This is a genomic window from Marinobacter maritimus (assembly GCF_007671675.1).
Taxonomy (GTDB): Bacteria; Pseudomonadota; Gammaproteobacteria; order Pseudomonadales; family Oleiphilaceae; genus Marinobacter; species Marinobacter maritimus.
In genome coordinates this window covers 1-22,203 of the sequence record NZ_VCGW01000005.1, presented here as the reverse complement: position 1 = coordinate 22,203, position 22,203 = coordinate 1, and the positions used below count along the sequence as shown (strand labels likewise).

The following is a 22,203-nucleotide window of genomic DNA, read 5'->3' as shown; positions in this document are numbered from 1 at the left end:
CTGGGGCCTGCCAGACGGATCTGGAACCGGTTTACCCGTGGGCTGATAGATTTATTGTAGGCAAGGGCTACACCCGTTGCTATAGGCATGGCGTATCGGTTCGTGACAATATGTCCATGACACGTCACGATTTCACTAAAAATGTGTTATGTGTCAGTCAGTTGAAGGTTAATTGCGTGTGCCGACAGTGCAGCGGAGGGGCTAGCCCTCCGCCTTTCAGTCAATTCAGATGAAGGGTTTGTCCTGTTCTGCATGCTCAAGCAGCAATGCCGGTGGCGCAAAACGCTCGCCATAGGCTGCCGTCAGCTCTCGGGCCCGCTCTGTAAAGGCCATCACGCCGTACTGGTTGATAAACTGTATAGCGCCACCGGTCCAGGGCGCGTACCCGATTCCGAAGATGCTTCCAATGTTGGCATCTTCTACGGTACGGAGTACGCCTTCTTCCAGGCAGCGAACGGTTTCAATGGCCTGAATGAACAGAATCCGGTCTTTCAGATCCTGCAGCTTCACTTTCCGGGCTTTTTCATTATCCACATAGAGGGTTTCAAGTTCCGGCCACAGGTACTTCTTGCCTTTGGCAGGGTATTCATAGAAACCGGCGCCGGCAGCCTTGCCTTTGCGACCATGGTCGTTAACCATCTGATCGATGACCGCTTCTGCCGGATGGGGCTTCCACGTCCCACCAGCTGCTTCCATATCCTTTCTACTCTGGGTGCGGATGTGCTGCATCAGAGTCATGCTGACTTCATCGGAGATGCTCAAAGGGCCTACGGGCATGCCCGCCAATAATCCGGCGTTCTCGATGCTGGAGGGATGAATACCCTCACTGAGCATACTGATCCCTTCGTTAACAAAGGTGCCGAAAACCCGCGAGGTGAAGAAGCCACGGCTATCGTTCACAACCACGGGAATCTTGCCAATTTGCTGAACGTAATCGAAAGCCCTTGCCAGAGTCTCGTCTGAAGTTTTCTCGCCCACGATGATTTCTACGAGCATCATTTTGTCGACGGGTGAGAAAAAATGCAGCCCGATGAAGTTTTCCGGCTTGGCGGAAGCTTCGGCCAGCTGGGTAATCGGTATGGTCGAGGTGTTGGAGGCAAAAATACCATTGTTAACCAGCTTCGGCTCGGACTCAGCTGTAACCTTGGCTTTTAGCCCGCTGTCCTCAAACACTGCTTCGATCACCAGATCGCAACCTTCCAGATCGGCGGCAGAGTCAGTGGCCGTGATGCGACCCAGAACTTCCGCTTTCTTCTCTTCGGTCATGCGGCCGCGGCTGACTTTTTTCGCGAGCAGGTTTTCAGAGTAGCTTTTGCCCTTTTCGGCGTTTTCCTGAGAAACGTCTTTAAGTACGACCTCTACTCCACGGCTGGCGGTGGAGTAGGCGATGCCTGCTCCCATCATTCCTGCGCCCAGCACACCAACTTTTTTAAAGGCTTCTTTCTTTACGCCTTCGGGGCGGCTTCCGCCTGCATTGATGTCATTCAGCTGGAACCAGAAGGTGCCCGTCATGTTCTTGGCGACCTGGCCAATAACCAGCTCGGCAAAATAACGGGTTTCGATCAAGCTGCCGTTATCAAAGTCTACTTGGGCACCTTCAACAGCCGCAGCCATGATGCGCTCCGGTGCCGGGTAACAACCTTTGGTCTTTTGCTTCAGCATCGCAGGCGCAATGGCCAGCTTTTGTGCCATTGCAGGATGGTGAGGTGCGCCACCTGGGAGCTTGAAGCCTTTTTTGTCCCAGGGCTGTTGGCATTTGGGGTTGGCATCGATAAAGGCTCGGGCCTTGGCCAGCATGTCTTCCGGGGAGTCTGCCAACTCGTCGATAATGCCGGCTTTCTGAGCGGCGGAAGGGCGAAGTTTTTTGCCTTCCATCAGAAGCGGGAACGCCGCTTCCAGGCCAATCATTCTGGGTAGGCGCTGGGTACCACCGCCGCCAGGGAGCAGGCCGAGCGTTACTTCCGGAAGCCCCAGTTGGATGTTGTTGTCGTTCAGCACGATGCGGTGGTGGCAAGCCAGAGCGATTTCAAGCCCGCCCCCCAGCGCACTCCCGTTGATTGCAGCGACCACCGGCTTACCGCAGGTTTCCAGTGCCCGCATCTGGGCCTTCATGCCGTTGACCATGTCTTCGAAGAGCTGCGCGTCATTGCGGGTGACTTTGTGGATCTCATTCAAGTCGCCACCGGCAAAAAAGGTCTTTTTTGCAGAAGTAACGATAATGCCGCGAATGTTTTCCAGATCGCCTTGCGCCTTGGTGACGGTCTCGTCGAGGGCTTCACGGAACGCCATGTTCATCGTGTTTGCGGACTGGCCCGGCATATCAATGGTAAGGGTCAGAATCTGATCTGAACCCAGTTCGTAACGGATAGCACTCATAATCGGTTCTCCTGTCAGAAAAAGTGTGGGGTTCAGACCCGCTCAATGATGGTGGCAATACCCATGCCGCCGCCAACGCAAAGCGTCGCCAGACCAAAGCGCAACTCACGGCGCTCCAGTTCGTCCAGCAAGGTGCCCAGAATCATTGCGCCGGTGGCGCCGAGGGGGTGACCCATGGCGATTGCACCGCCGTTTACATTCACTTTGTCATCGGGAACCGAAAGCTCCTTCTGGAAGCGCATCACCACAGAGGCAAAGGCTTCGTTTACTTCAAACAGATCAATCTGATCAACGGTCATGCCGGCTTTTTCCAGTGCCTTCAGGGTCGCTGGAGCAGGACCAGTGAGCATGATGGTAGGGTCGGTGCTGGTGACCGCAGTTGCAACGATGCGGGCCCGGGGCTTGAGGCCCATGGCCTTACCCTTTGCTTCACTGCCAATAAGAATGCCGGTGGCGCCATCCACCATGCCGGAGGAGTTGCCAGCGTGGTGAACATGAGTGATTTTTTCTACGTAGTGGTATTTTTCACTGGCTACACTGTTAAAGCCCATTTCGCCCATCATCTGGAAGGATGGCTTGAGGCTCGAGAGGGACTCAACGGTGGTGTCGCTCCTTATGTGTTCATCGTGGTCGAGGATGACAACACCGCTCTGATCTGTGACCGGAATGACCGATTTGGAAAAGTAACCCTGCTTCCAGGCATTGGCCGCTTTTTGCTGGGATCTTACCGCGAAGCCGTCAACATCCTCGCGACTGAAGCCTTCCAGAGTCGCAATAAGGTCTGCGCCAATACCCTGGGGCATGAAGCCTGTATGCAGGTTGGTTTGCGGGTCCATCGCCCAGGCCCCGCCATCGGATCCCATGGGTATGCGGGACATGGATTCCACGCCGCCAGCAACGACCATGTCTTCCCAGCCTGAACGCACTTTCATCGCGGCCATGTTAACCGCCTCAAGGCCCGAGGCGCAGAAACGGTTCAGAGTTACACCCGCCACTTTTTCGTCCCAATCGGCGGCCAAGGCTGCGGTTTTTGCGATGTCAGCGCCCTGATCACCAACGGCCGTAACACACCCCATCACGATGTCGTCTATCTGCGCTGTATCCAGGTTGTTTCTCTGCTGCAGCGCATTGAGCACAGTGGTCAGTAATGCGATGGGTTTTACATTGTGCAGAGATCCGTCTTTCTTTCCACGCCCTCTGGGAGTGCGGACCGCGTCGAAGATATACGCCTCGGTGGTCATTGATTTTCCTCTGATGATGATTGCTTTGTGGGTGACCTGTAAGAAGCAACACCATAGCTCTTTGATAGCATTGCGGGTAATGACGCGGCCTGCCAATCGGATTGGCGAAATTGCTCAGAGACCATGACAGGTGAGGCCGGGGGTTCTATTGTTTAAATACAGGTGAAGCTTTCCAGAGGTTCCCATGCAGAATCAGGAGGCACAGAGTCATGTCTTTCAGAGATGCCATTGATAATTTTTACGAACGCCTGGTGCTGGACGCTATTGATGCGACGAGAGAGCCGGGGGATACCGCGGACTTTCTGACCGACGTGATGTGCGTGGCCCTGAACCGGCTGCCACCGCGGTATTACAGGCACACCATTGATATGATGTTTTATCTGGCTGATGAAGAACTCAGGGGGATGAAAGAGAAATCCCTGGCTGCTGTTCAGGGCGCCAGGGAATTCGTCAGAGAGCATCAGCGGGAGTGATGCTCTCTGTGCTTATGTTCTGATTAGACTTTGGTCAAAAAGCGATCAATTCGTGATCAGGTTGTTCAGCGCATTGTTCAAACGGCTTGCCAGAGCAGGGTCGGCAGGCTGGCCTGCAGACTGAATGCACCAGCTTGCGACCAGGGCTTCGATGCTCTGGAGGGCGCTGTCCGCTTTTTCTGCTGAACCCATGCCTTCTGCCAAGCGCTGAACCTGTATTTCCATACGTTTGTTCTGGTCTTTTTCCGGCGATGACACGCCGGCCAGGATTTCTGCACGAATAACCAGCTCCTGATCATCCAATACGCCCGCGCTTTCTGCCAGTGCGGCCCACTTGCCCGGGAGCTTGCGATCCGCAGATGCTTCGCCCTCTGCACGGGCAAGCACAAACGTCTGCCATTCCGAGATGCCCGCCCTGAGTTTTTGAGCCGCCACAGCTTGGCTTATGCGTTGCTTCTCTTGCTGGACCCGCTCTTTTACTCCGGCTGAAACTTGCGCAATATCGAGGCTGCGCAACGCAGCCGCCGCCTGCTCGAGCGACTGAGCGTCCTGATCGGAGCTTACGTTGACTGTCTGCTGCAACACCGTTTCTGCGGATGAGTCTGCCTCTTTCGAAGCTTGTTGCTGTTCCGAGCGCTCGGAGTCGCGACGTGCAAATACCTCATCGCAGGCTTTGCGGAATGCCTGCCACAGTTTGCGGTCTTCCCTGTGGCGGGTAATGCCAACGGCTTTCCAGTCTGCTTGTAGTGCTTTGGCTTTGCTCATGGCCTCTTGCAGAGGTTCGTGTTCAGTTAGAGCCTGTGCCCGTTCGACGATTACCTGTTTCAGAGCTTCGTTTTTCAGGCGTTCCTGATCGATGGGGGCTTCCAGCTTTTTAAGCAAATCGTCAAATTGTTTCTGCACCTGACGGTTGTCCCGGAACTCTATAGGCCAGGCCGACTTCCACTCCTGGCGGGCGGTCTGCAAAATACGGTCGACAGCTTTCCAGTCGACCGTGCTCCAGTCTGCTCCGTTAACAAAATGCTCTAGCTCGGCACAAATGGTTTTACGCTTTTCCAGGTTTGCCTGCTTCAAGCCAGACTTGGCTTTAAAGTAAGTTTTGCAGGGTTCATAAGCTTTGTCGGACGCCTGCTTGAAACGAGACCACAGGGTGCGGTCTGACGATCCACCCAGCTCCTGCCACTCTTTCTGAAGTTCTTTTATGTGCTCTGCCTTCGCTTCTGGCTCAATGGACTGCTCAGCCAGGTGTTCCATCTGCTCGCACAACGCCATTTGTTTGGGTTCGGTCGCGAATCCCTGCCAGTCCGTCAGTTCTCTGAGCTGGCCGGTAAGCAGTTGTATGCGGGCCTGAAAGCCTTTGCCGTGGCGATGATCAAGGGCTTTGTAATATTGCTGGGCAGTTTTCATAAGCTGTCTGGATTCTTTCAGCTGCTTGGCTTCAAGAGCGCTTTCCAGGTGATCCAGAGATATTTTCAAGCTATCAGCTGAAGCCTGTTGGTGCTTCACGTCATCACTTGCTTCAACCGGAGCTTTGGGTTTTCCAGCCAGCTTGCGAACGGGCTCCAGCAAATCCGGAGCCAGGAAGTCTTGGGGCCAGTTGATTTCGTTTAGCAGAGCCTGAGCGCGCTCGCGGTTTTCCGGGTTTGCCTCTTCCTGATCAACAGAGTCAGAGAGAGCGAGAAGCTCATCTTTTGCCTGGTTTATCTGCCGGATCGCTGAAATATAGTTGCGTAGCGTCATCATCGACGCTTCGTAGGTTTTCTGCTGCGGCTTTTCAACCTGAGTATCGCGGGTTGCCTCAAGCCATCGATTTTCCTGGGTTTTTTGAAGTGCGTCCAGTGAGGCGAGGGAAGCGAGCTCTTCGGCAGGTTGATGGCGCAGATCTTCAAGGGTGCGGGCGATCAAAACCAGAGTTTCATTGCGCTGAAGCTGCTGTTCACGTTGGCGTTTTTCTTCGATCCGGGCAGCTTCCATTTCAGCGAGCCGTTCCCGGCAGCGATGTGCCGACTGCAGGAACTCACTGAGCTGATCCGGTGTTGCGCTGGGCTCTACCTTGGTCCACTGGTTCATGAGTGTGTCCAGGCGGGCTTCATAGAGGTTCGTGTCGTCGCTTTTTGCCTGGTCGTGGGCATTGCGGATCAGCGCAGTTATGGTTTCGGAAACAGCCTTCTGGCGAGACTGCTCATCCCGAATAAGCTGCAACTTTTGCCGCACAACCTGATAGACACCTTTATCTCGGCCTTTGGCGTGCTTTTGGACGCGCGTAAGGAGTTCTGCTTCCTGAAGTTGGTTCGCCGCTCTGAGCCGGATGTCCGCTGTTAAACCTTCAATCGCAAGGCTAGCGGCGACTTCTTGAGTCGGGGTCGCTTGCAGCGCCTGAAGCTGCTCTTCCCTCAGTTCTGCACGCTTGTCCTCCACTGGGGCTGCAACCGGCTGCACTTGAACTTTGGTTTTGCGATCAGTTGCGGTGATGGATTTGCGGGATTTAAACAGTTTCTGGAGGAATGCAGCCATGAAGATATCCTTTGGGATTGAAACCAGTCTGCGGTGTCGGGCAAAGTATCCCGGCACCGGTCGTCGGAGATTCGGGAATCAGGGCCGACGGTTGAAATTGGGGTTAGTCTAGCGTTTTGTGAACGTTTGCGGGAAGGGCTGAATGGCAAAACAGGAAAATAGTGACGATCAGGAGTACAAGGCGCGCTCGGTAGCGCTGAGACTTCTTGCCCGTCGCGAACACAGTCGCCAGGAGCTGGCGCTGAAGTTACGACAGCGCAAGCTTGATGGCCCGATTATCTCTATTGTCCTGGATGATTATGAGCGCGAGGGCTGGCTGGATGATAATCGTTTTGCGGATGTTTATTCCCGCCAGCGTATTGATCTCGGCTACGGCCCCCTGAGAGTGCTGGCAGAACTCCAGCAGCGTGGTATTCATCGTTCTCCGGAGTGCCTTGAGGAGCTTGCTGATGAAGACTGGATCCGCAATGCAACGTTACTGAGAGAGAAGCGTTTCGGCTTGTCGGATCTGAGTAAGGACTGGGATGAAAAGGTGCGTCAGGCCCGCTTCCTGACTCGTCGTGGATTTTCGGCGAGCCAAGTGGAGCGAGCGCTTGAGGCCAGTGAACCACACGATTCTCGCAGGTAGGCGTCAGAGTGTTGGCGGTATCATCCCCAGCTCCGGGGGCAGGCTGGCACGCATGTCAGCCCCTTCTTCGGACAACTGTCCAAAAGCTCTCCCTTCAGAGCCCTGCTCCAAACCGACATACGGTGAATCTGTGGCGGGGGTGTCCTCGGTAGGCTTCATCATTCGCGCCAGAACATCATAGTAACGGCGAATGTTCTGTACGTAGAGGACAGGTTCGTGGCCGCGGGCGTAACCAAAGCGGGTTTTTTTGTACCACTCCTTCTGCGCCAGCAATGGCAGAAACTCCTTTACATCCATCCAGCGATCAGGGTTTTTGCCAGCTCCCTCAGTTAACCTGCGGGCATCTTCCAGGTGCCCGTAACCTACGTTGTAGGAGGCCAAAGCAAACCAGGTTCTATCAGGCTCGGCTATGCGTTCCGGAATTCTTTCGTGAACCATGCGGAAGTACTTGGCCCCACCCTGAATGCTTTCTTCTGCGTCCAGCCGGTTATTAATTCCGATGTAGTTCGCTGTGTTGCGAGTCAGCATCATCAGTCCACGGACACCGGTTGGCGAGACCGCATTGGGGCGCCAGTGTGACTCCTGATAACCAATGGCGGCGAGCAAGCGCCAGTCCATACTGAATATCGACGCATTATCCCTGAACAAAGTTTCATAGTCGGGTAAGCGGTTTTCCACGTGGTGCATGAACGTGCGCGCGCCCACATAGTTAAGGTGGTCCAGGTGGCCGTAAAAGCGTTCAGAGAGCTGCGCAATGGTGCCATCAGCCTGCATTTTCTCGATAAATGCTTTTGCTGCACTAATCAGCGAGTCGTCCTGGTTTGCGGGGAATAGCCATGCCAGTTCCTTGGCGTCGCCAAGGGCAAAGCCTTGTTTTACCTGGGGAAAAAATACGTGGTTAAGCTCAAGCTCATTGGAGGAGACAATTGCATAAGACAGTTCACCGGACTCTACACGATCAAGAACACCGGCGGCATCCAGGCCAGGATGGACCTGCCAGTGGATGTCAGGAGCCGCGTCTGCAAGTGCCTGAAGCTGATATTCATGATTGCTGTCAGAGACCAGATGCAGGGTCTCACCGGCAAGATCCCCAAGAGCCTCCGGGCGCTCCGCGTCGCGATTGTAGACGACGATGGACTGGGCTTCGATGCCGGTAGGAAGTGTCTTGTAATGGTTTTCGAACAAGGGTTGCGCAGAGAGGCCAGCCAGCCCGATGTGGGCAAAGTCTTTGGAAAGCACGGAAAGCACTTCCGTGTTGTCTTCGGCAACGCGTAGTCTGAGTTCAACACCAAGTTCTTCAGCAAAGAGCTTGGCTAATTCAAAGTCATAGCCCGTTGGCCCGTCGCGCCCCTCGTAGTATATGGAGGGCGCAACCCGGGTAATAACGTGCAGCACACCTTCGTTCCGGATTTCCTGCAACGTGCTTGGCTGACTGCACCCGGAGAGGGTCAGCAGGGCAAAGGTGCAAGCGATGAGATATTTGTTGGCCGTCGCTAAGTAGCGTGCAGTCAGGATTCTGCGCAAGTCCCTGTTCTCCGTTACCGCTGGATCATCGGGATGCACGCACAATGGCTGGCGGCATCCGGTGTCTTTTCGGGTGTGGTCTCCATGTCCACGTTCTAATAATCCATGCTGCCGGACGAAGGGTCAATGAAGTTGATCAATAACTATGCAAAATAATGTCAATTGCACTCGAGGTGAATAACGTTTCCGCGCTGTATCCCGGCGCTGCTTTCAAGTATCATGTGCGCCTTCTCAGAATGCACCCGGACTTCCCCGTTTCGCGCGATACAGGTTGATATCATGCTTGAACTTCGCGGCGCACCCGCGCTTTCGCCTTTCCGCTCTCATAAACTGTTCGCCAAAATTCGGGCCATCGTGCCGGAGATTGAGCATGTTTATGCCGAATTCATGCACTTTGTGGATCTTGAGGGCGCCCTCTCTGATTCCGAGCAGGCCATTCTTGATCGGCTCCTGACCTACGGGCCCAGCGTGCCGGGCGAAGAGCCGGATGGCGTGCTGTTTCTCGTTGTGCCACGCCCAGGAACCCTGTCTCCATGGTCCAGCAAGGCAACCGATATTGCACGTAATTGCGGTTTGCGCCAGATTCAGCGCATCGAACGCGGCACGGCTTTTTATATCAGAGCCAGCAAGAAGCTTGGCCTGGATCAGCGCGAAAAGGTTGCAGCGCTGCTGCATGATCGCATGACCCAGAAAGTCTTCCACGAGATGGGCGGTGCCCAACTGTTGTTCAGCCATGAAGAGCCACGCCCGTTAGAGCGGGTATCCGTACTGGCGGGCGGCCGAAAGGCGTTGGTAGATGCAAACATGCGTCTGGGTCTTGCGCTGGCAGATGACGAAATCGATTACCTGGTGAAGTCGTTTGTCAGTCTCGAGCGGGATCCGACCGACGTTGAGCTGATGATGTTTGCCCAGGCAAACTCAGAGCACTGTCGCCACAAAATATTCAATGCATCCTGGGATATTGATGGTGAGGGGCAGGAAAAATCACTGTTCGCCATGATCCGGAACACCTTCGAGATGAACAGCGAAGGTGTGTTGTCTGCCTACAAAGATAACGCCTCTGTTATTCGTGGCAGTCGTGGCGGGCGTTTCTTCCCGGATCCTGTAACCGGTGTTTACGGTTATAATCAGGAAGATATTCACATTCTTATGAAGGTGGAGACTCACAACCACCCGACCGCAATTGCGCCAGCCGCAGGCGCGGCAACGGGTTCGGGCGGTGAGATTCGTGATGAAGGCGCAACCGGACGTGGCTCCAAGCCGAAGGCGGGGCTTACAGGTTTTACCGTCTCTAACCTCAATCTGCCAGACGACTCTCAGCCTTGGGAAATCAATTACGGTAAACCCGATCGAATCGCTTCCGCGCTGGATATCATGATTGAGGGGCCAATTGGTGGCGCCGCATTCAATAACGAGTTTGGTCGTCCTAATATAGCCGGCTACTTCCGGACATTTGAAGAGAGGGTTGCCGGCCCGGCGGGTAACGAAGTGCGGGGCTATCACAAGCCCATCATGATTGCCGGCGGTCTTGGTAATATTCGCGCAGAACACGTGGAAAAAGGTGAGATACCAGTCGGCGCCAAACTCATCGTGCTAGGTGGGCCTTCCATGCTTATCGGCCTTGGAGGGAGCGCTGCTTCCTCCATGGATTCCGGCTCCAGCAACGAGAACCTTGATTTCGCATCCGTGCAGCGTGATAACCCGGAGATGGAGCGCCGCTGTCAGGAAGTAATTGACCGCTGCTGGCAAATGGGCGAGAAAAATCCCATGTGCTTCATTCACGACGTAGGCGCTGGCGGCCTTTCCAACGCCATGCCGGAACTGGTGAAAGATGGTGGCCGTGGCGGAAAGTTCGAATTGCGGGATATTCCCAGCGACGAGCCCGGCATGTCACCACTGGAAATCTGGTGTAATGAATCCCAGGAACGCTACGTTATGGCGGTTGCTCCAGAAAATCTGGAGCTTTTCGATGCACTGTGCCGTCGGGAACGTTGCCCTTATGCAGTCATTGGTGAGGCAACTGAAGCCCATTACCTCGAACTGAGCGATTCCTATTTTAACGACAAGCCTGTTGATCTGCCGATGGATGTGCTCTTTGGCAAGCCGCCTCGCATGCACCGGAGTGTTAACCGGACATCATTTACCAAGCCGGTATTTGATTCTACGAAAGTTGATCTGAATGACGCGATCCGCAGAGTGTTGCGGCTTCCTTCAGTCGGTTCGAAGAGTTTCCTGATAACCATCGGTGATCGCACGATTACCGGGCTTGTGGCGCGTGACCAGATGGTGGGCCCCTGGCAGGTGCCGGTAAGCGATGTTGCAGTCACGGCAACTTCTTTTGACGTGCTGGCCGGTGAGGCTATGGCCATGGGTGAGCGCACGCCGATTGCAACCATTGATGCGCCCGCATCTGGCCGGATGGCTGTGGGTGAGGCTATTACCAACATGGCCGCTGCGTCTATTGGAAAGCTTTCTGATATTCGTCTGTCGGCTAACTGGATGTCTGCTGCCGGCCATCCGGGTGAGGACGAAAACCTTTACGAAACAGTGCGCGCCGTTGGCATGGAGCTGTGCCCGGAGCTCGGGATTACCATTCCTGTGGGCAAGGACTCCATGTCCATGAAAACCATGTGGGAAGAGGACAGCGGCGAACAGAAGAGCGTTACGGCGCCGCTGTCGTTGATTATCAGTGGCTTTGCGCCGGTTATCGACGTTTCGCGCACTTTAACACCGCAGCTGATAAAAGATGCGGGTGAAACCGATCTTATTCTTATTGACCTGGCCGCAGGGCAGAATCGCCTGGGCGGGTCAGCTCTGGCTCAGGTGTATAGCCAGGTTGGTGCTGTGGCTCCGGATATTGACGATCCGGAGGACATCAAAGCGTTTTTCGCAGCCATACAGGGCCTGAATACTGACGACAAGATCCTCGCCTATCACGACCGCTCCGATGGCGGCTTGTATGTGACTCTCGCAGAGATGTGTTTTGCCGGTCGCACCGGTGCGGACATCAAGCTGGACGGTCTTGCGGACGAATCCAGCCAGTTTGCCCGCGAGCTGTTCAATGAGGAGCTGGGAGCGGTTATCCAGGTGCGCAGAGAAGATACCAATTTTGTGCTGCAGCAGTTTTCAGCAGCTGGGTTGGGCGACACCATCAGCGTCATAGGCACATTGAACGATAACGATCGCCTGCGGCTGACCTTTGAGGGTGAAGCGGTTGTAGATGACGCTCGATCTGAGTTGCAGCGCCTGTGGTCTGAGACCAGCTACCGTATTCAATCCCTTAGGGACAATGCGGATTGTGCCCTTGAAGAGTTTGATAATCTTCTGGATGCAGATGATCCGGGCCTGCACGTCGAACTCTCTTACGATGTGAATGAAGACATTGCAGCGCCTTACATTAATACGGGGGCGCGACCGAAAATTGCGGTTCTGCGCGAGCAGGGTGTCAACGGTCAAGTTGAGATGGCCGCCGCATTTGATCGGGCCGGCTTCGAATCTGTAGACGTACACATGAGCGATCTGCTTTCCGGGCGGGTGAGCCTTGAGGCATTCAATAGTCTCGTGGCTTGTGGCGGATTCTCATACGGGGACGTGTTGGGTGCGGGCGAGGGCTGGGCCAAGTCCATACTGTTCAATGACCGTGTTCGTGACCAGTTTGCAGCCTTCTTTAACCGTCAGGACACGCTTGCACTCGGTGTGTGTAACGGCTGTCAGATGCTTTCCAATTTGCACGAGCTGATTCCGGGTAGTGAAGGGTGGCCGCGCTTTGTCCGCAACCAGTCCGAACAGTTCGAAGCCAGGCTGGCTATGGTTGAAGTGACGCCGTCGCCGTCCGCTTTCCTCGAAGGCATGGCGGGTTCCCGTATGCCCATAGCCGTTGCTCATGGCGAAGGCAGGGTAGAGTTTTCAGGAAGCGCGTCTGCTGCAGATCTGGCAGAAAGCGAGCGAATAGCACTTCGCTTCGTGGACAACAGAGGTCAGGCAACGGTTCGTTATCCTTACAATCCTAACGGCTCGGAGAGTGGCATTGCAGGTGCCACCACGCGCGATGGTCGTATCACGATAATGATGCCGCACCCGGAGCGCGTATTCCGCGCTGCTCAGCACTCGTGGCGCCCGAAGGATTGGCAGGAAGATGGTTCGTGGATTCGCATGTTTAGAAATGCGAGACGCTGGTTCGGTTAACCGAATTCTGGTTGAAAAACCGGCTTTGGAGGCCCTCGACAGGGTGCAATTCAAAAGCCGGTTTTTTTGTGGGTGCGATCCGGAGTTTTTTGTGTTTTTCAAGTGAAAAAAATCGTTATATTGCGGAAATAGCCCTTGACTCAATATGTTTATGCACATCTCAGGCGGTTCCCTGTGCGTTCTCTGAACAATACAGGTGATACAGGTTCATTTTTTAATCGGCGGGTATAAGGCGTTGAAAAATAACAATAAAATATATCAGGTGAATTTGTCGCCAATTTAACGCGAGGGCAGTAAATACGGGGTTTGGAGCGGGGTTCCCTAAAACTTTCCCCAGAGTTATCCACAGAATCTGTGGGTAAGTACCTAAGCTATTAATCTGTACAAAAAATATCCTGTTCGGAGAAGGTTCGCATGTACAAAATATGCTATTTCGTACCAGAAACGCACCTGGAGAAAACCAAACAGGCACTCTTCAATATTGGTGCCGGGTGCATTGGCGATTATGATTCCTGTGCGTGGCAATGTCTTGGGCAGGGACAGTTCCGACCGCGGGAGGGCAGCAGGCCTTTTCTGGGAGAAAAAGACACGCTGGAGGTTGTGAGTGAGTTCAAGGTTGAGCTCGTTTGTAAGGATGAGCTGATCAGGCAGGCGGTTGAAGCACTCAAGCAGGCCCATCCTTATGAAGAGCCTGCGTACGAGATTTACCGGATGGAGATGCTATAGATCGTCCTTGGCCCGGGTGGCGGCCATAGGGTGACGTATGTCACTTACATGAACGCCGAAGGACTCTTTTTTCAGATCCTCGAGAAAAAACTCCAGAGTTTTGCGCACGGTGGGAAAAGAGATGTCATCCCACGGGATGTCGTCCAGCGCAAACAGGCGGCTTTCAAGAGACTCTTCGCCCGCACCAAAGGTCCCGTCTTTAAGCGTCGCCCGATAGAACATGTGCACCTGGTTTATATGAGGGACGTCGATAATGGAATAGAGCCCTTCAATATTTACTTCGGCCAGGGCCTCCTCCAGGGTTTCTCGCTCAGCAGCTTCAACGGTGGTTTCGGCGTTCTCCATATACCCCGCGGGAAGAGTCCAGTACCCGTACCGCGGCTCAATTGCACGGCGGCAAAGCAGAATCTGCCCTTCCCATACAGGAACTGTGCCCGCAACGATGCGCGGGTTCTGGTAGTGTATTGTGCCGCAATCTACGCACACATAGCGGTGGCGATTGTCGCCCTCGGGGATACGCTGTTTAACCGGATGGCCGCATGTGCTGCAGTACTTCATGTTTTTCCCCGTATACTTGAATTGGTTGTGCGCTCAGTTTAATGATCCTTGCTGTCGCTGTCTCATTCAACACCGGATTTGCTCAGGAGTTCCGATTTGCGTGATTTACTTGTTCAACGTTTAACAGACTATGCACCCCGGAAGCTCGATCTGGATTTTCCCGAGGCAGGCATTCTTGTGCCGGTTACAGATGACCCTGGCAATCCCGAGATGATATTTACGTTGCGCTCAGCAAATCTGAGCACCCATCGTGGGCAGGTTGCTTACCCAGGTGGTAAGCGCGACCCTGGAGATGAATCGCTGGCCGCGACCGCCCTGCGGGAAACCCATGAAGAAATCGGCTTGCCGCCTGATCAGGTAGAGATCATCGCGCCCCTTGGGCAGGTGATGTCACGTTACGGGATTCTCGTGTCCCCCTATGTTGGCATTGTGCCTGAGGGGCATCCGCTGGATCCGAACCCGGATGAGATCGAAAGCGTTTTCCGTGTTCCGCTGTCCTTCTTTCTTGAAGACCGTCGGGAACGTACAGATGCGTTGCACTTTCAGAACCATACCTTTCACGTGCCCTGCTATCGTTGGGAGCGTTATCAGATCTGGGGGTTGTCCGCGGTGGTTCTGGTTGATTTTTTAAACGCTGTATACGATACCGGCATTGATTTGCTGGAACCCCCGAAATGAGTCTCAATTAGTCCCTCTGGTTTTCACTCTCCTCAGACTTGCCATGCTGCCGGACACGCTCGTCCTGGCAAGCACTCCCTCCTTATTTAACAACAGTTCTTTGGCCTCCAGTGTTTTTATCCGTGTCGGAACGACATAGTCGTGTGCTTAAAATTAACCATATTAGACTTAAGTCTAATATGGTTAAAAAGAAAACAGGTATTACATGGTGAATACTGTATGCAAACGATAGTCAGGGAGATGCGTCGTGGAGTTTGATCGATGAAAAAAATCCAAACCGAGAAGAACCTGCCGGAGTTGATATACGACTCTGTGGTCAATGCCATCGTGGAGGGCTTGCTCAAACCGGGTGAACGAGTGACCCAGGAAAGCCTGGCCGAGAGGCTGGATGTCTCACGGTTGCCGGTAAGCCAGGCCATGCAGCGCCTTCGGGATGATGGATTTCTTTCCAGTGTGGGGCGTCGGGGCCTGATGGTGTCGGTGCTTGATGAGAATTTTGTGGCGCAGCTGTACGAATTCCGGTGCGGGATTGATTTGATCAGTGCCGGGCTCGCGGCGCAGCGGGCAGATGCCGGGGCGCGGAAGCGTGGAGAGGATATTATCGATGACGGATATGCAGCCGGGAAGGCGCATGACCTTCCGGCACTTATCGATGCGGATATGCGCTTCCATGGCTTTATTTACGAGCTGGCGGGGAACACCTTCATTCTGGATTCGATGGAAGCCCACTGGAACCACGTAAGGCGCGTTATGGGTGACATCCTCATTGTTGAAAAAAACCAGAAGCAGATATGGGAAGAGCACGCGGCCATACTTGATGCGGTATTGGCTGGCGATGTGCGGAATGCTGAAACGCTTGCGAGGCAGCATGTGGAAACGGCTTCAAAATGGCTCCAGCAGGAAATTCAAGGCTGCCGCGACCCCCTGAAAAGAAGTGGTAACGCTACTCTTTAATTGAAGGAGAATACGATGCAAAACAAAGACAAAAACGCAAATGTTATCCGAGTGATGTTGGCCAAGATTGGCCTGGACGGTCACGATCGAGGCATAAAGGTTGTCGCGCGTGCGCTCAGAGATGCTGGCATGGATGTGGTCTATACCGGGTTGCACCGCACACCGGAGGAAGTCGTGGATGCAGCTGTTCAGGAAGATGTGGATATCCTTGGTATCAGCCTGCTCTCGGGCGCGCACATGCACATTTTTCCCAAGGTGCTGGAGCTCCTTAAAGCCAGGGAAGCGGACGACATGATTATTGCGGGTGGCGGTGTCATCCCGGACGACGATGTCGAAGAGCTATACCTGATGGGCGTTCACAAGATTCTGTTACAGGACACTCCCCCCCAGGAAATCATTGATTCGTTCCGGCAGTTGGTCGCAGACCGTGGTGCCAGATAAGTACGCCACCCTGGTGTCAGGGCTTTCATGACAGGTTTCCTCAGATGACAACCAATAACAATATCAGGAGTCTCCGATGGAAGATTGGAATTTCCCTCCAAGCTACAACAACGGCTACTTTCCAGATACGGGCAGCGCTTACTGGTTTCGGGATCGCGAAACGATGGATCCTGACAAACGCGACGAGCTAATTGTTGCGCGTATTCGGGACGTAATGACGTATGCCTACGATCACTCGCCATTTTACCAACGCAAATGGGACGAAGCCGGTATAAAGGCAAACGACGTCCGTACACTTGCAGACTTCGAACAGGTTCCTGTTGTCACCAAGCAGGAATTGCGTGAATCCCAAGCGAAACATCCGCCATTCGGGGACTACCTCTGCTGCCCGGAGAGCGACATCCACCATATCCACGGTACCTCAGGAACAACCGGTCGGCCTACGGCCTTTGGCATCTCCCGGCGTGATTGGGACACCATTGCCAACAACCATGCTCGTATTATGTGGGGTATGGGCCTGCGTCCGGGGGATACAGTGTTTGTAGCTGCCATCCTGAGTCTGTACATGGGGTCCTGGGGTGCTTTGATCGGCGCTGAGCGGTTGGGTTGTAAAGCCTTTCCGTTTGGTGCCGGTGCGCCGGGGATGACGGCGCGAGCGGTCACTTGGCTGGCAATGATGAAGCCCGCTGGTCTCTACTCCACGCCGTCCTATGCGCTGAGGCTGGCAGAAGTCGCCCGTGAGGAAGGGATTGACCCCAGGGTTTTCGGTATCAAAGTGCTTTTCTTCTCCGGTGAACCTGGTGGGTCAATTCCTTCTATCCGGGACAAAATTCAGGATATCTACGGTGCGAAGGTGGTTGATTGCGGCACCATGGCCGAACTTACGCCGTGGATGCACGCCGCTGGCAGTGCCGACACCGAGGGCATGCTTCTGTGGCAGGACATCGTTTACACCGAAGTGGCGGATCAGAATACCCATCTCCGTGTCCCCTACGGTGAACAAGGGACACCGATCTATACCCACCTCGAGCGTACCTCTCAACCGATGATTCGCATGGTTTCAGGCGATCTGACCTTTTGGGTGATGGAAGACAACCCGTGTGGCCGAACCTATCCCAGGCTGCCAAAAGGTATCTACGGACGGATTGACGACATGTTCCAGATCCGTGGTGAGAATGTTTACCCAAGTGCCATTGCAGAAATTCTGGAAGGTCTTGCCGGTTATGGCGGCGAACACCGGATCGTCGTTTCACGCGGTGGCTCAATGGACGAACTGGCCGTGCAGGCAGAGTTTGACCAGGAAACCGCGAATAAGGGCCCAGATGCAGTAAGAGCGATGTCAGAGCGAGTAGAAGCTGAGTTCAGTCGCGTGTTGGGGGTCCGGGCAATGGTTGTGATGGTCGAGCCGGACACCTTTCCGCGCACAGACTTCAAAGCTCAGCGGGTGGTTGACGACCGGGATCTTTACCAAAGTCTTAACCGGAAGCGGGGAGGCTAAATGACGAATCGCATATCCTCGATGAAGCTGGCCGAGCGGGTGCAAGAAGGGCATGTTCGTGCCATCGCCAGGCTTATTACGCGGGTTGAAAGTGGCGATCCTGAAGTACGCCAAGCCATGGCTCAGCTCTATAAATGCACTGGCCGCGCCCATGTGGTGGGCATTACCGGTGTGCCGGGAGCGGGAAAGTCAACGCTTGTTACCCAGCTGGTGCTCGAATACCGGGCCAGTGGCCGCACTGTCGGTGTTGTTGCCATTGACCCCTCAAGTCCTTTTTCCGGTGGTGCGATCCTCGGGGATCGCATCCGCATGGGAGAGCTGGTTTCCGATCCGGGTGTTTTCATCCGCAGTATGGCGACCCGGGGAACTCTGGGAGGACTTGCCAGACCCGCCCTGGATGCGGTCGACCTGCTGGATGCAGGCGGGTTCGACGTTGTCCTGATCGAGACGGTCGGAGTTGGTCAGGATGAAGTGGATATTGTGCGTGCCGCGCACACCACCGTTGTAGTCAACGCGCCAGGTTTGGGGGATGACATTCAGGCTATCAAGGCAGGGGTGCTGGAGATTGCCGATATCCATGTGGTGAGCAAAGCCGACCGGCCGGATTCCAATAAAACCATCCAGGAACTCAAGGCCATGTTGATGATGAGTCTTGAGCCTGGAGAGGGAGTTTGGCGAGTGCCGGTGGTGCCAACCAGTTCTGAGAAACACGCCGGTTTCGGCGAGCTGATGGCCGCGATCGATCTCCACGCCGAACACCTTGAACGAAGTGGCGAAATCACCGAACGGCGCCGCCAGATTGCGTTGACCCGGGTCGTGAAAGTTGCCGAGGAAATCGTCCGGGATAATTTTGCACGTGATAGCAGATCGCAAACTGAAGAGCTGCTAGAAAAAGTTACTCAACGCCAACTGGATCCCCATGGAGCCGCGGTGACCCTGTTAAAAGCCATGAAGGAGACGATCCATGAATCACACTGACCAGTATGACTCCGCTGCACTCAAGCACATTGAAAATGAGTTCGACGAGTGGGAAAAGAATGAAGTGTCGTCTTTCCTCAAGCGGGCTCCAGAAAGTAAATCAGAGTACGCCACCGCTTCCGGGATGCCGACGAAACGCACTTATACACCTTTGGATGTTAAAGATACGTCCTTCGAGAATATTGGCTTTCCCGGGCAGTATCCGTTCACCCGCGGGCCATACCCCACCATGTACCGGGGCAAGAACTGGACTATGCGTCAGATAGCCGGTTTTGGTACAGCGACGGAAACCAACGGGCGGTTCAAGTATCTCATCGCCCAGGGCCAGACCGGGCTTTCGATTGACTTCGATATGCCTACGCTTATGGGGTATGACTCCAGCCATTCCATGAGTCAGGGCGAAGTGGGTCGCGAAGGTGTTGCTATCGACACTCTGGCAGATATGGAGGAGTTATTCGATGGTATTGATCTGACGAAAATTTCAGTCTCAATGACGATCAATCCGTCGGCATGGATACTCTACGCAATGTATATCGCCCTGGCGCAGAAGCGCGGTTACGACCTGAATGACCTTTCTGGCACCATCCAGAACGACATTCTCAAGGAATACATTGCCCAGAAAGAGTGGATATACCCGGTGCGACCGTCTGTTCGCCTGGTCCGCGACTGTATCCAGTACGGATCCGAGAACATGAAGCGGTATAACGCCATCAATATTTCCGGATACCATATATCGGAAGCTGGCTCGACAGCTGTTCAGGAAGTGGCGTACACCATGGCTACTACAATGGTGTACGTCCAGACGGCTATCGATGCAGGTGTGGATGTTAATGAGTTTGGGCCCCGCCTCTCGTTCTTCTTTGTGAGCCAGGCAGACTTCTTTGAGGAAATTGCCAAGTTCCGTGCTGCCAGGCGGATATACGCCAAAATCATGCGCGAAAAATTTGGCGCTACGAACCCCGAAGCCAGCCGGCTTCGCTTCCACGCACAAACGGCGGCAGCGACCCTGACCAAGCCACAATATACGATCAACCCGATTCGTACTGCGCTCCAAGCGCTGTCCGCCGTATTGGGCGGAGCGCAGTCGCTACATACCAACGGTATGGACGAGGCGTTCGCCATTCCTACCGAGGAGGCGATGCGTATTGCCCTGCGCACGCAGCAAATCATCGCCTACGAGACCAATGTCACTCAGGTGGTAGATCCACTGGGCGGCTCCTATTTTGTCGAAAGCCTTACTGACGAGATTGAGAGGGAAGTGTGGAAAATCCTTGATGAGGTCGAAGAACTTGGTGGCACTCTGCAATGTATCGACGATGGCTATTTCCAGAGAGGTATATCCGATTCCGCTTATGATTTCGCGCTACGCAAGGCCAGTGGAGAAAGGCCGGTTATAGGCGTGAATATGTTCGTGCAGAAGGAAGAGGATGTTAAAATTGAAATCCACCCCCACGATCCCGAAACAGAGCGCCGGCAGATTGATCGCCTGAACAAGGTCAGGAATGGTCGCGATGAGGAAAAGGTTCAAAGCATGCTCAAGCAGTTGAAAGAGCAGGCAGAAGACGAATCGGTAAATCTCATGCCAATCACTATTGAGTTGGTAAAGGAAGGGGCGTCGATGGGTGATATTGTTGAAACACTCAAAGGTATTTGGGGAACCTATCGGGAAAAGCCTGTCATTTAATCGGTACTTATTGACTGGAGCGGGCTGGCCCAGCCTGGATTAGAAGGAGAGTGCAGGAAAGGTTAAAGTAACGACTTTGTTTAAGAACAAGGTGGTAACCGTTAATGCAGTCAGTTGAGGTAGCAGGATGAATGTGGCTGATAAGGTGCGCTCGCCCTGTGTGAGCATTTGCGCGCTGGATGAAAATGATCTGTGTATCGGGTGCCAGCGTAGCGGGGATGAAATCACGCGGTGGTCTCAGATGAGCAATGAGGAGCGCCGTGAAGTGCTGCGAAAAGTCGCAGAGCGGGAGAACAAAGTTGCGACCTGATGTCTCTCGCGGCAACTCAGGTACTCACAAACTATACACAGGGCTTGCACAATCATGACTGACACAGTTCGGATAGGCACTCCGCTGAAAGAAAACGCCTTCAGGGTTCTCTTTTGCGGTGCCGGGGAACTAGCCAAAGAAGTCGTTATCGAACTTCAACGTTTCGGCGTGGAGATAATCGCGGTTGATCGTTATGCCAATGCTCCGGCCATGCAGGTTGCTCACAGAAGCCACGTTGTCGATATGCTGGATGGGCAGGCCCTTCGCCGCATTATCGAATCGGAGAAACCTGACCTGATTGTGCCTGAGATAGAAGCCATTGATACTCCCGAGCTCGTGAGCCTGGAGCAAGAAGGTTATCGGGTGATTCCCACCGCGCGAGCCGCCAACCTGACAATGAATCGAGAGGGTATTCGTCGCCTGGCAGCTGAAGAGCTTGGTCTTGCAACCTCGCCGTACCGGTTTGTGACATCGAGAGAGGAATACCTTGCTGCGGTGGACGCAGTTGGTCTGCCATTGGTAGTAAAACCGGTTATGAGTTCGTCGGGAAAGGGGCAAAGCACTGTAAAGACGCCAGCCGATATTGAAACAGCCTGGGAGTATGCACAGACGGGTGGGCGTGCCGGTAAGGGCAGGGTGATTGTAGAGGGCTTTGTAGACTTTGATTACGAAATAACCCTGCTTACTGTAAGACACCGGGGCGGCATAACCTTCTGCGCGCCGATTGGTCACCGCCAGGAGGACGGGGATTACCGTGAATCATGGCAGCCGCAGCCGATGAGTGATAAAGCTCTGGCGCGCTCGAAAGAGATTGCAGAGTCTGTTGTTGAAAACCTTGGTGGTTGCGGCGTATACGGTGTTGAACTATTCGTTCGGGGTGATCAGGTATGGTTCTCTGAGGTGTCACCTCGCCCTCACGATACAGGTCTTGTAACCCTGGTTTCACAGGACTTGTCGGAGTTTGCGCTACATGCACGGGCAATACTTGGGTTGCCAATACCGGCTATACGACAGCATGGCCCATCGGCGTCTGCGGTGATACTTCCCCAGGGGTCTTCGGATGCAGTTACATACTCGGGCCTGGAGATTGCGCTATCGGAGCCTGATACCCAACTCCGATTGTTCGGGAAGCCGGAATTGAAAGGGCGTCGCAGAATGGGTGTTGCACTTGCCAATGCGCCATCAATCGCGCAAGCCAGGGGGAAAGCGACCAAGGCGGCTGCGGCGATCAAAATCGACCTATGATGTTAAATCGTCGGAATTCCAAAAAAACACCAACGAAGCGTTGACAGTCTGAGCAGGCTCTGTAGAATACGCATCTCCTTCGAGGGACACACCGCTGAGGCGGGGAGTTCTGAGAAGGGCAACTGTTTGAAAGTATTGAAGAAAACGAGTTTGAAGTTTCTTTAATTAAACGGTTGACAAGGCGGCGAGA

At 54.1% G+C, this 22,203-nt stretch carries 17 protein-coding genes; 12 read left to right on the top strand and 5 right to left on the bottom strand.

What is annotated here, in order from left to right; translation table 11 throughout:
* Positions 1-225: 225 nt before the first annotated feature.
* Both FFI90_RS16670 and FFI90_RS16665 read right to left on the bottom strand, forming a co-directional pair.
* On the bottom strand, positions 226-2,376 hold the full coding sequence (locus FFI90_RS16670; RefSeq protein WP_144779610.1) for a 3-hydroxyacyl-CoA dehydrogenase NAD-binding domain-containing protein: 2,151 nt from the start codon (positions 2,374-2,376) through the stop codon (positions 226-228).
* Positions 2,377-2,408: 32 nt separating this feature from the next.
* Positions 2,409-3,617 (bottom strand): acetyl-CoA C-acetyltransferase, encoded by a 1,209-nt coding sequence (locus FFI90_RS16665; RefSeq protein WP_144779608.1) that lies wholly within the window; start codon positions 3,615-3,617, stop codon positions 2,409-2,411.
* 209 nt (positions 3,618-3,826) lie between these two features.
* Between FFI90_RS16665 and FFI90_RS16660 the strand changes: the two genes are divergently transcribed.
* Complete coding sequence (locus tag FFI90_RS16660) at positions 3,827-4,090, top strand: late competence development ComFB family protein (RefSeq protein ID WP_144779606.1); 264 nt, start codon at positions 3,827-3,829, stop codon at positions 4,088-4,090.
* A 45-nt stretch (positions 4,091-4,135) separates the two neighbouring features.
* Here FFI90_RS16660 and FFI90_RS16655 read toward each other — a convergent pair whose 3' ends face one another.
* Positions 4,136-6,604 (bottom strand): DUF349 domain-containing protein, encoded by a 2,469-nt coding sequence (locus FFI90_RS16655; RefSeq protein ID WP_144779604.1) that lies wholly within the window; start codon positions 6,602-6,604, stop codon positions 4,136-4,138.
* Positions 6,605-6,746: 142 nt separating this feature from the next.
* Here FFI90_RS16655 and FFI90_RS16650 point away from each other — a divergent pair, with 142 nt between their 5' ends.
* On the top strand, positions 6,747-7,232 hold the full coding sequence (locus tag FFI90_RS16650; RefSeq protein WP_144779601.1) for a regulatory protein RecX: 486 nt from the start codon (positions 6,747-6,749) through the stop codon (positions 7,230-7,232).
* Between the two features lie 3 nt (positions 7,233-7,235).
* On the opposite strand, the gene mltF is transcribed toward FFI90_RS16650, so the two are convergent.
* Positions 7,236-8,705, bottom strand: coding sequence for a membrane-bound lytic murein transglycosylase MltF (mltF, locus tag FFI90_RS16645; RefSeq protein WP_144779946.1), 1,470 nt, complete (start codon positions 8,703-8,705; stop codon positions 7,236-7,238).
* 330 nt (positions 8,706-9,035) lie between these two features.
* Between mltF and purL the strand changes: the two genes are divergently transcribed.
* Positions 9,036-12,941: a phosphoribosylformylglycinamidine synthase gene (gene purL, locus FFI90_RS16640; protein ID WP_144779599.1), complete on the top strand. Its 3,906-nt coding sequence runs from the start codon at positions 9,036-9,038 to the stop codon at positions 12,939-12,941.
* Positions 12,942-13,355: 414 nt separating this feature from the next.
* Positions 13,356-13,667: a YqfO family protein gene (locus tag FFI90_RS16635; RefSeq protein WP_144779597.1), complete on the top strand. Its 312-nt coding sequence runs from the start codon at positions 13,356-13,358 to the stop codon at positions 13,665-13,667.
* Here the strand turns inward: FFI90_RS16635 and FFI90_RS16630 are convergent.
* Positions 13,662-14,225 (bottom strand): NUDIX hydrolase, encoded by a 564-nt coding sequence (locus FFI90_RS16630; RefSeq protein WP_144779595.1) that lies wholly within the window; start codon positions 14,223-14,225, stop codon positions 13,662-13,664. The two genes, FFI90_RS16635 and FFI90_RS16630, sit on opposite strands and share 6 nt — an antisense overlap.
* 96 nt (positions 14,226-14,321) lie before the next feature.
* Between FFI90_RS16630 and FFI90_RS16625 the strand changes: the two genes are divergently transcribed.
* The 8 genes from FFI90_RS16625 (at position 14,322) to purT (ending at position 22,013) form a co-directional block, all read left to right on the top strand.
* Positions 14,322-14,903, top strand: a complete 582-nt coding sequence (locus FFI90_RS16625; RefSeq protein ID WP_144779593.1) for an NUDIX hydrolase — start codon at positions 14,322-14,324, stop codon at positions 14,901-14,903.
* Positions 14,904-15,164: 261 nt separating this feature from the next.
* The gene (locus tag FFI90_RS16620) at positions 15,165-15,857 is read left to right on the top strand and encodes a GntR family transcriptional regulator (RefSeq protein WP_144779591.1); all 693 of its coding nucleotides are present in this window, start codon (positions 15,165-15,167) and stop codon (positions 15,855-15,857) included.
* A gap of 15 nt (positions 15,858-15,872) precedes the next feature.
* Positions 15,873-16,298 carry a cobalamin B12-binding domain-containing protein gene (locus tag FFI90_RS16615; RefSeq protein ID WP_144779589.1) on the top strand — a complete coding sequence of 142 codons (426 nt, stop codon included), beginning with the start codon at positions 15,873-15,875 and terminating at the stop codon, positions 16,296-16,298.
* 76 nt (positions 16,299-16,374) lie between these two features.
* Entirely contained in the window at positions 16,375-17,796 is a 1,422-nt protein-coding gene (locus FFI90_RS16610) for a phenylacetate--CoA ligase family protein (protein ID WP_144779587.1), read from the top strand.
* Complete coding sequence (meaB, locus tag FFI90_RS16605) at positions 17,797-18,774, top strand: methylmalonyl Co-A mutase-associated GTPase MeaB (protein ID WP_144779585.1); 978 nt, start codon at positions 17,797-17,799, stop codon at positions 18,772-18,774.
* Complete coding sequence (locus FFI90_RS16600) at positions 18,761-20,458, top strand: methylmalonyl-CoA mutase family protein (protein WP_144779583.1); 1,698 nt, start codon at positions 18,761-18,763, stop codon at positions 20,456-20,458. Before meaB ends, FFI90_RS16600 begins: the two co-directional genes overlap by 14 nt.
* A 127-nt stretch (positions 20,459-20,585) precedes the next feature.
* Positions 20,586-20,768 carry a DUF1289 domain-containing protein gene (locus FFI90_RS16595; protein WP_144779581.1) on the top strand — a complete coding sequence of 61 codons (183 nt, stop codon included), beginning with the start codon at positions 20,586-20,588 and terminating at the stop codon, positions 20,766-20,768.
* A gap of 54 nt (positions 20,769-20,822) precedes the next feature.
* A complete protein-coding gene (gene purT / locus FFI90_RS16590; RefSeq protein ID WP_144779579.1) occupies positions 20,823-22,013 on the top strand; it encodes a formate-dependent phosphoribosylglycinamide formyltransferase in 1,191 nt (396 codons plus the stop codon).
* The last annotated feature ends 190 nt before the right edge of the window (positions 22,014-22,203 follow it).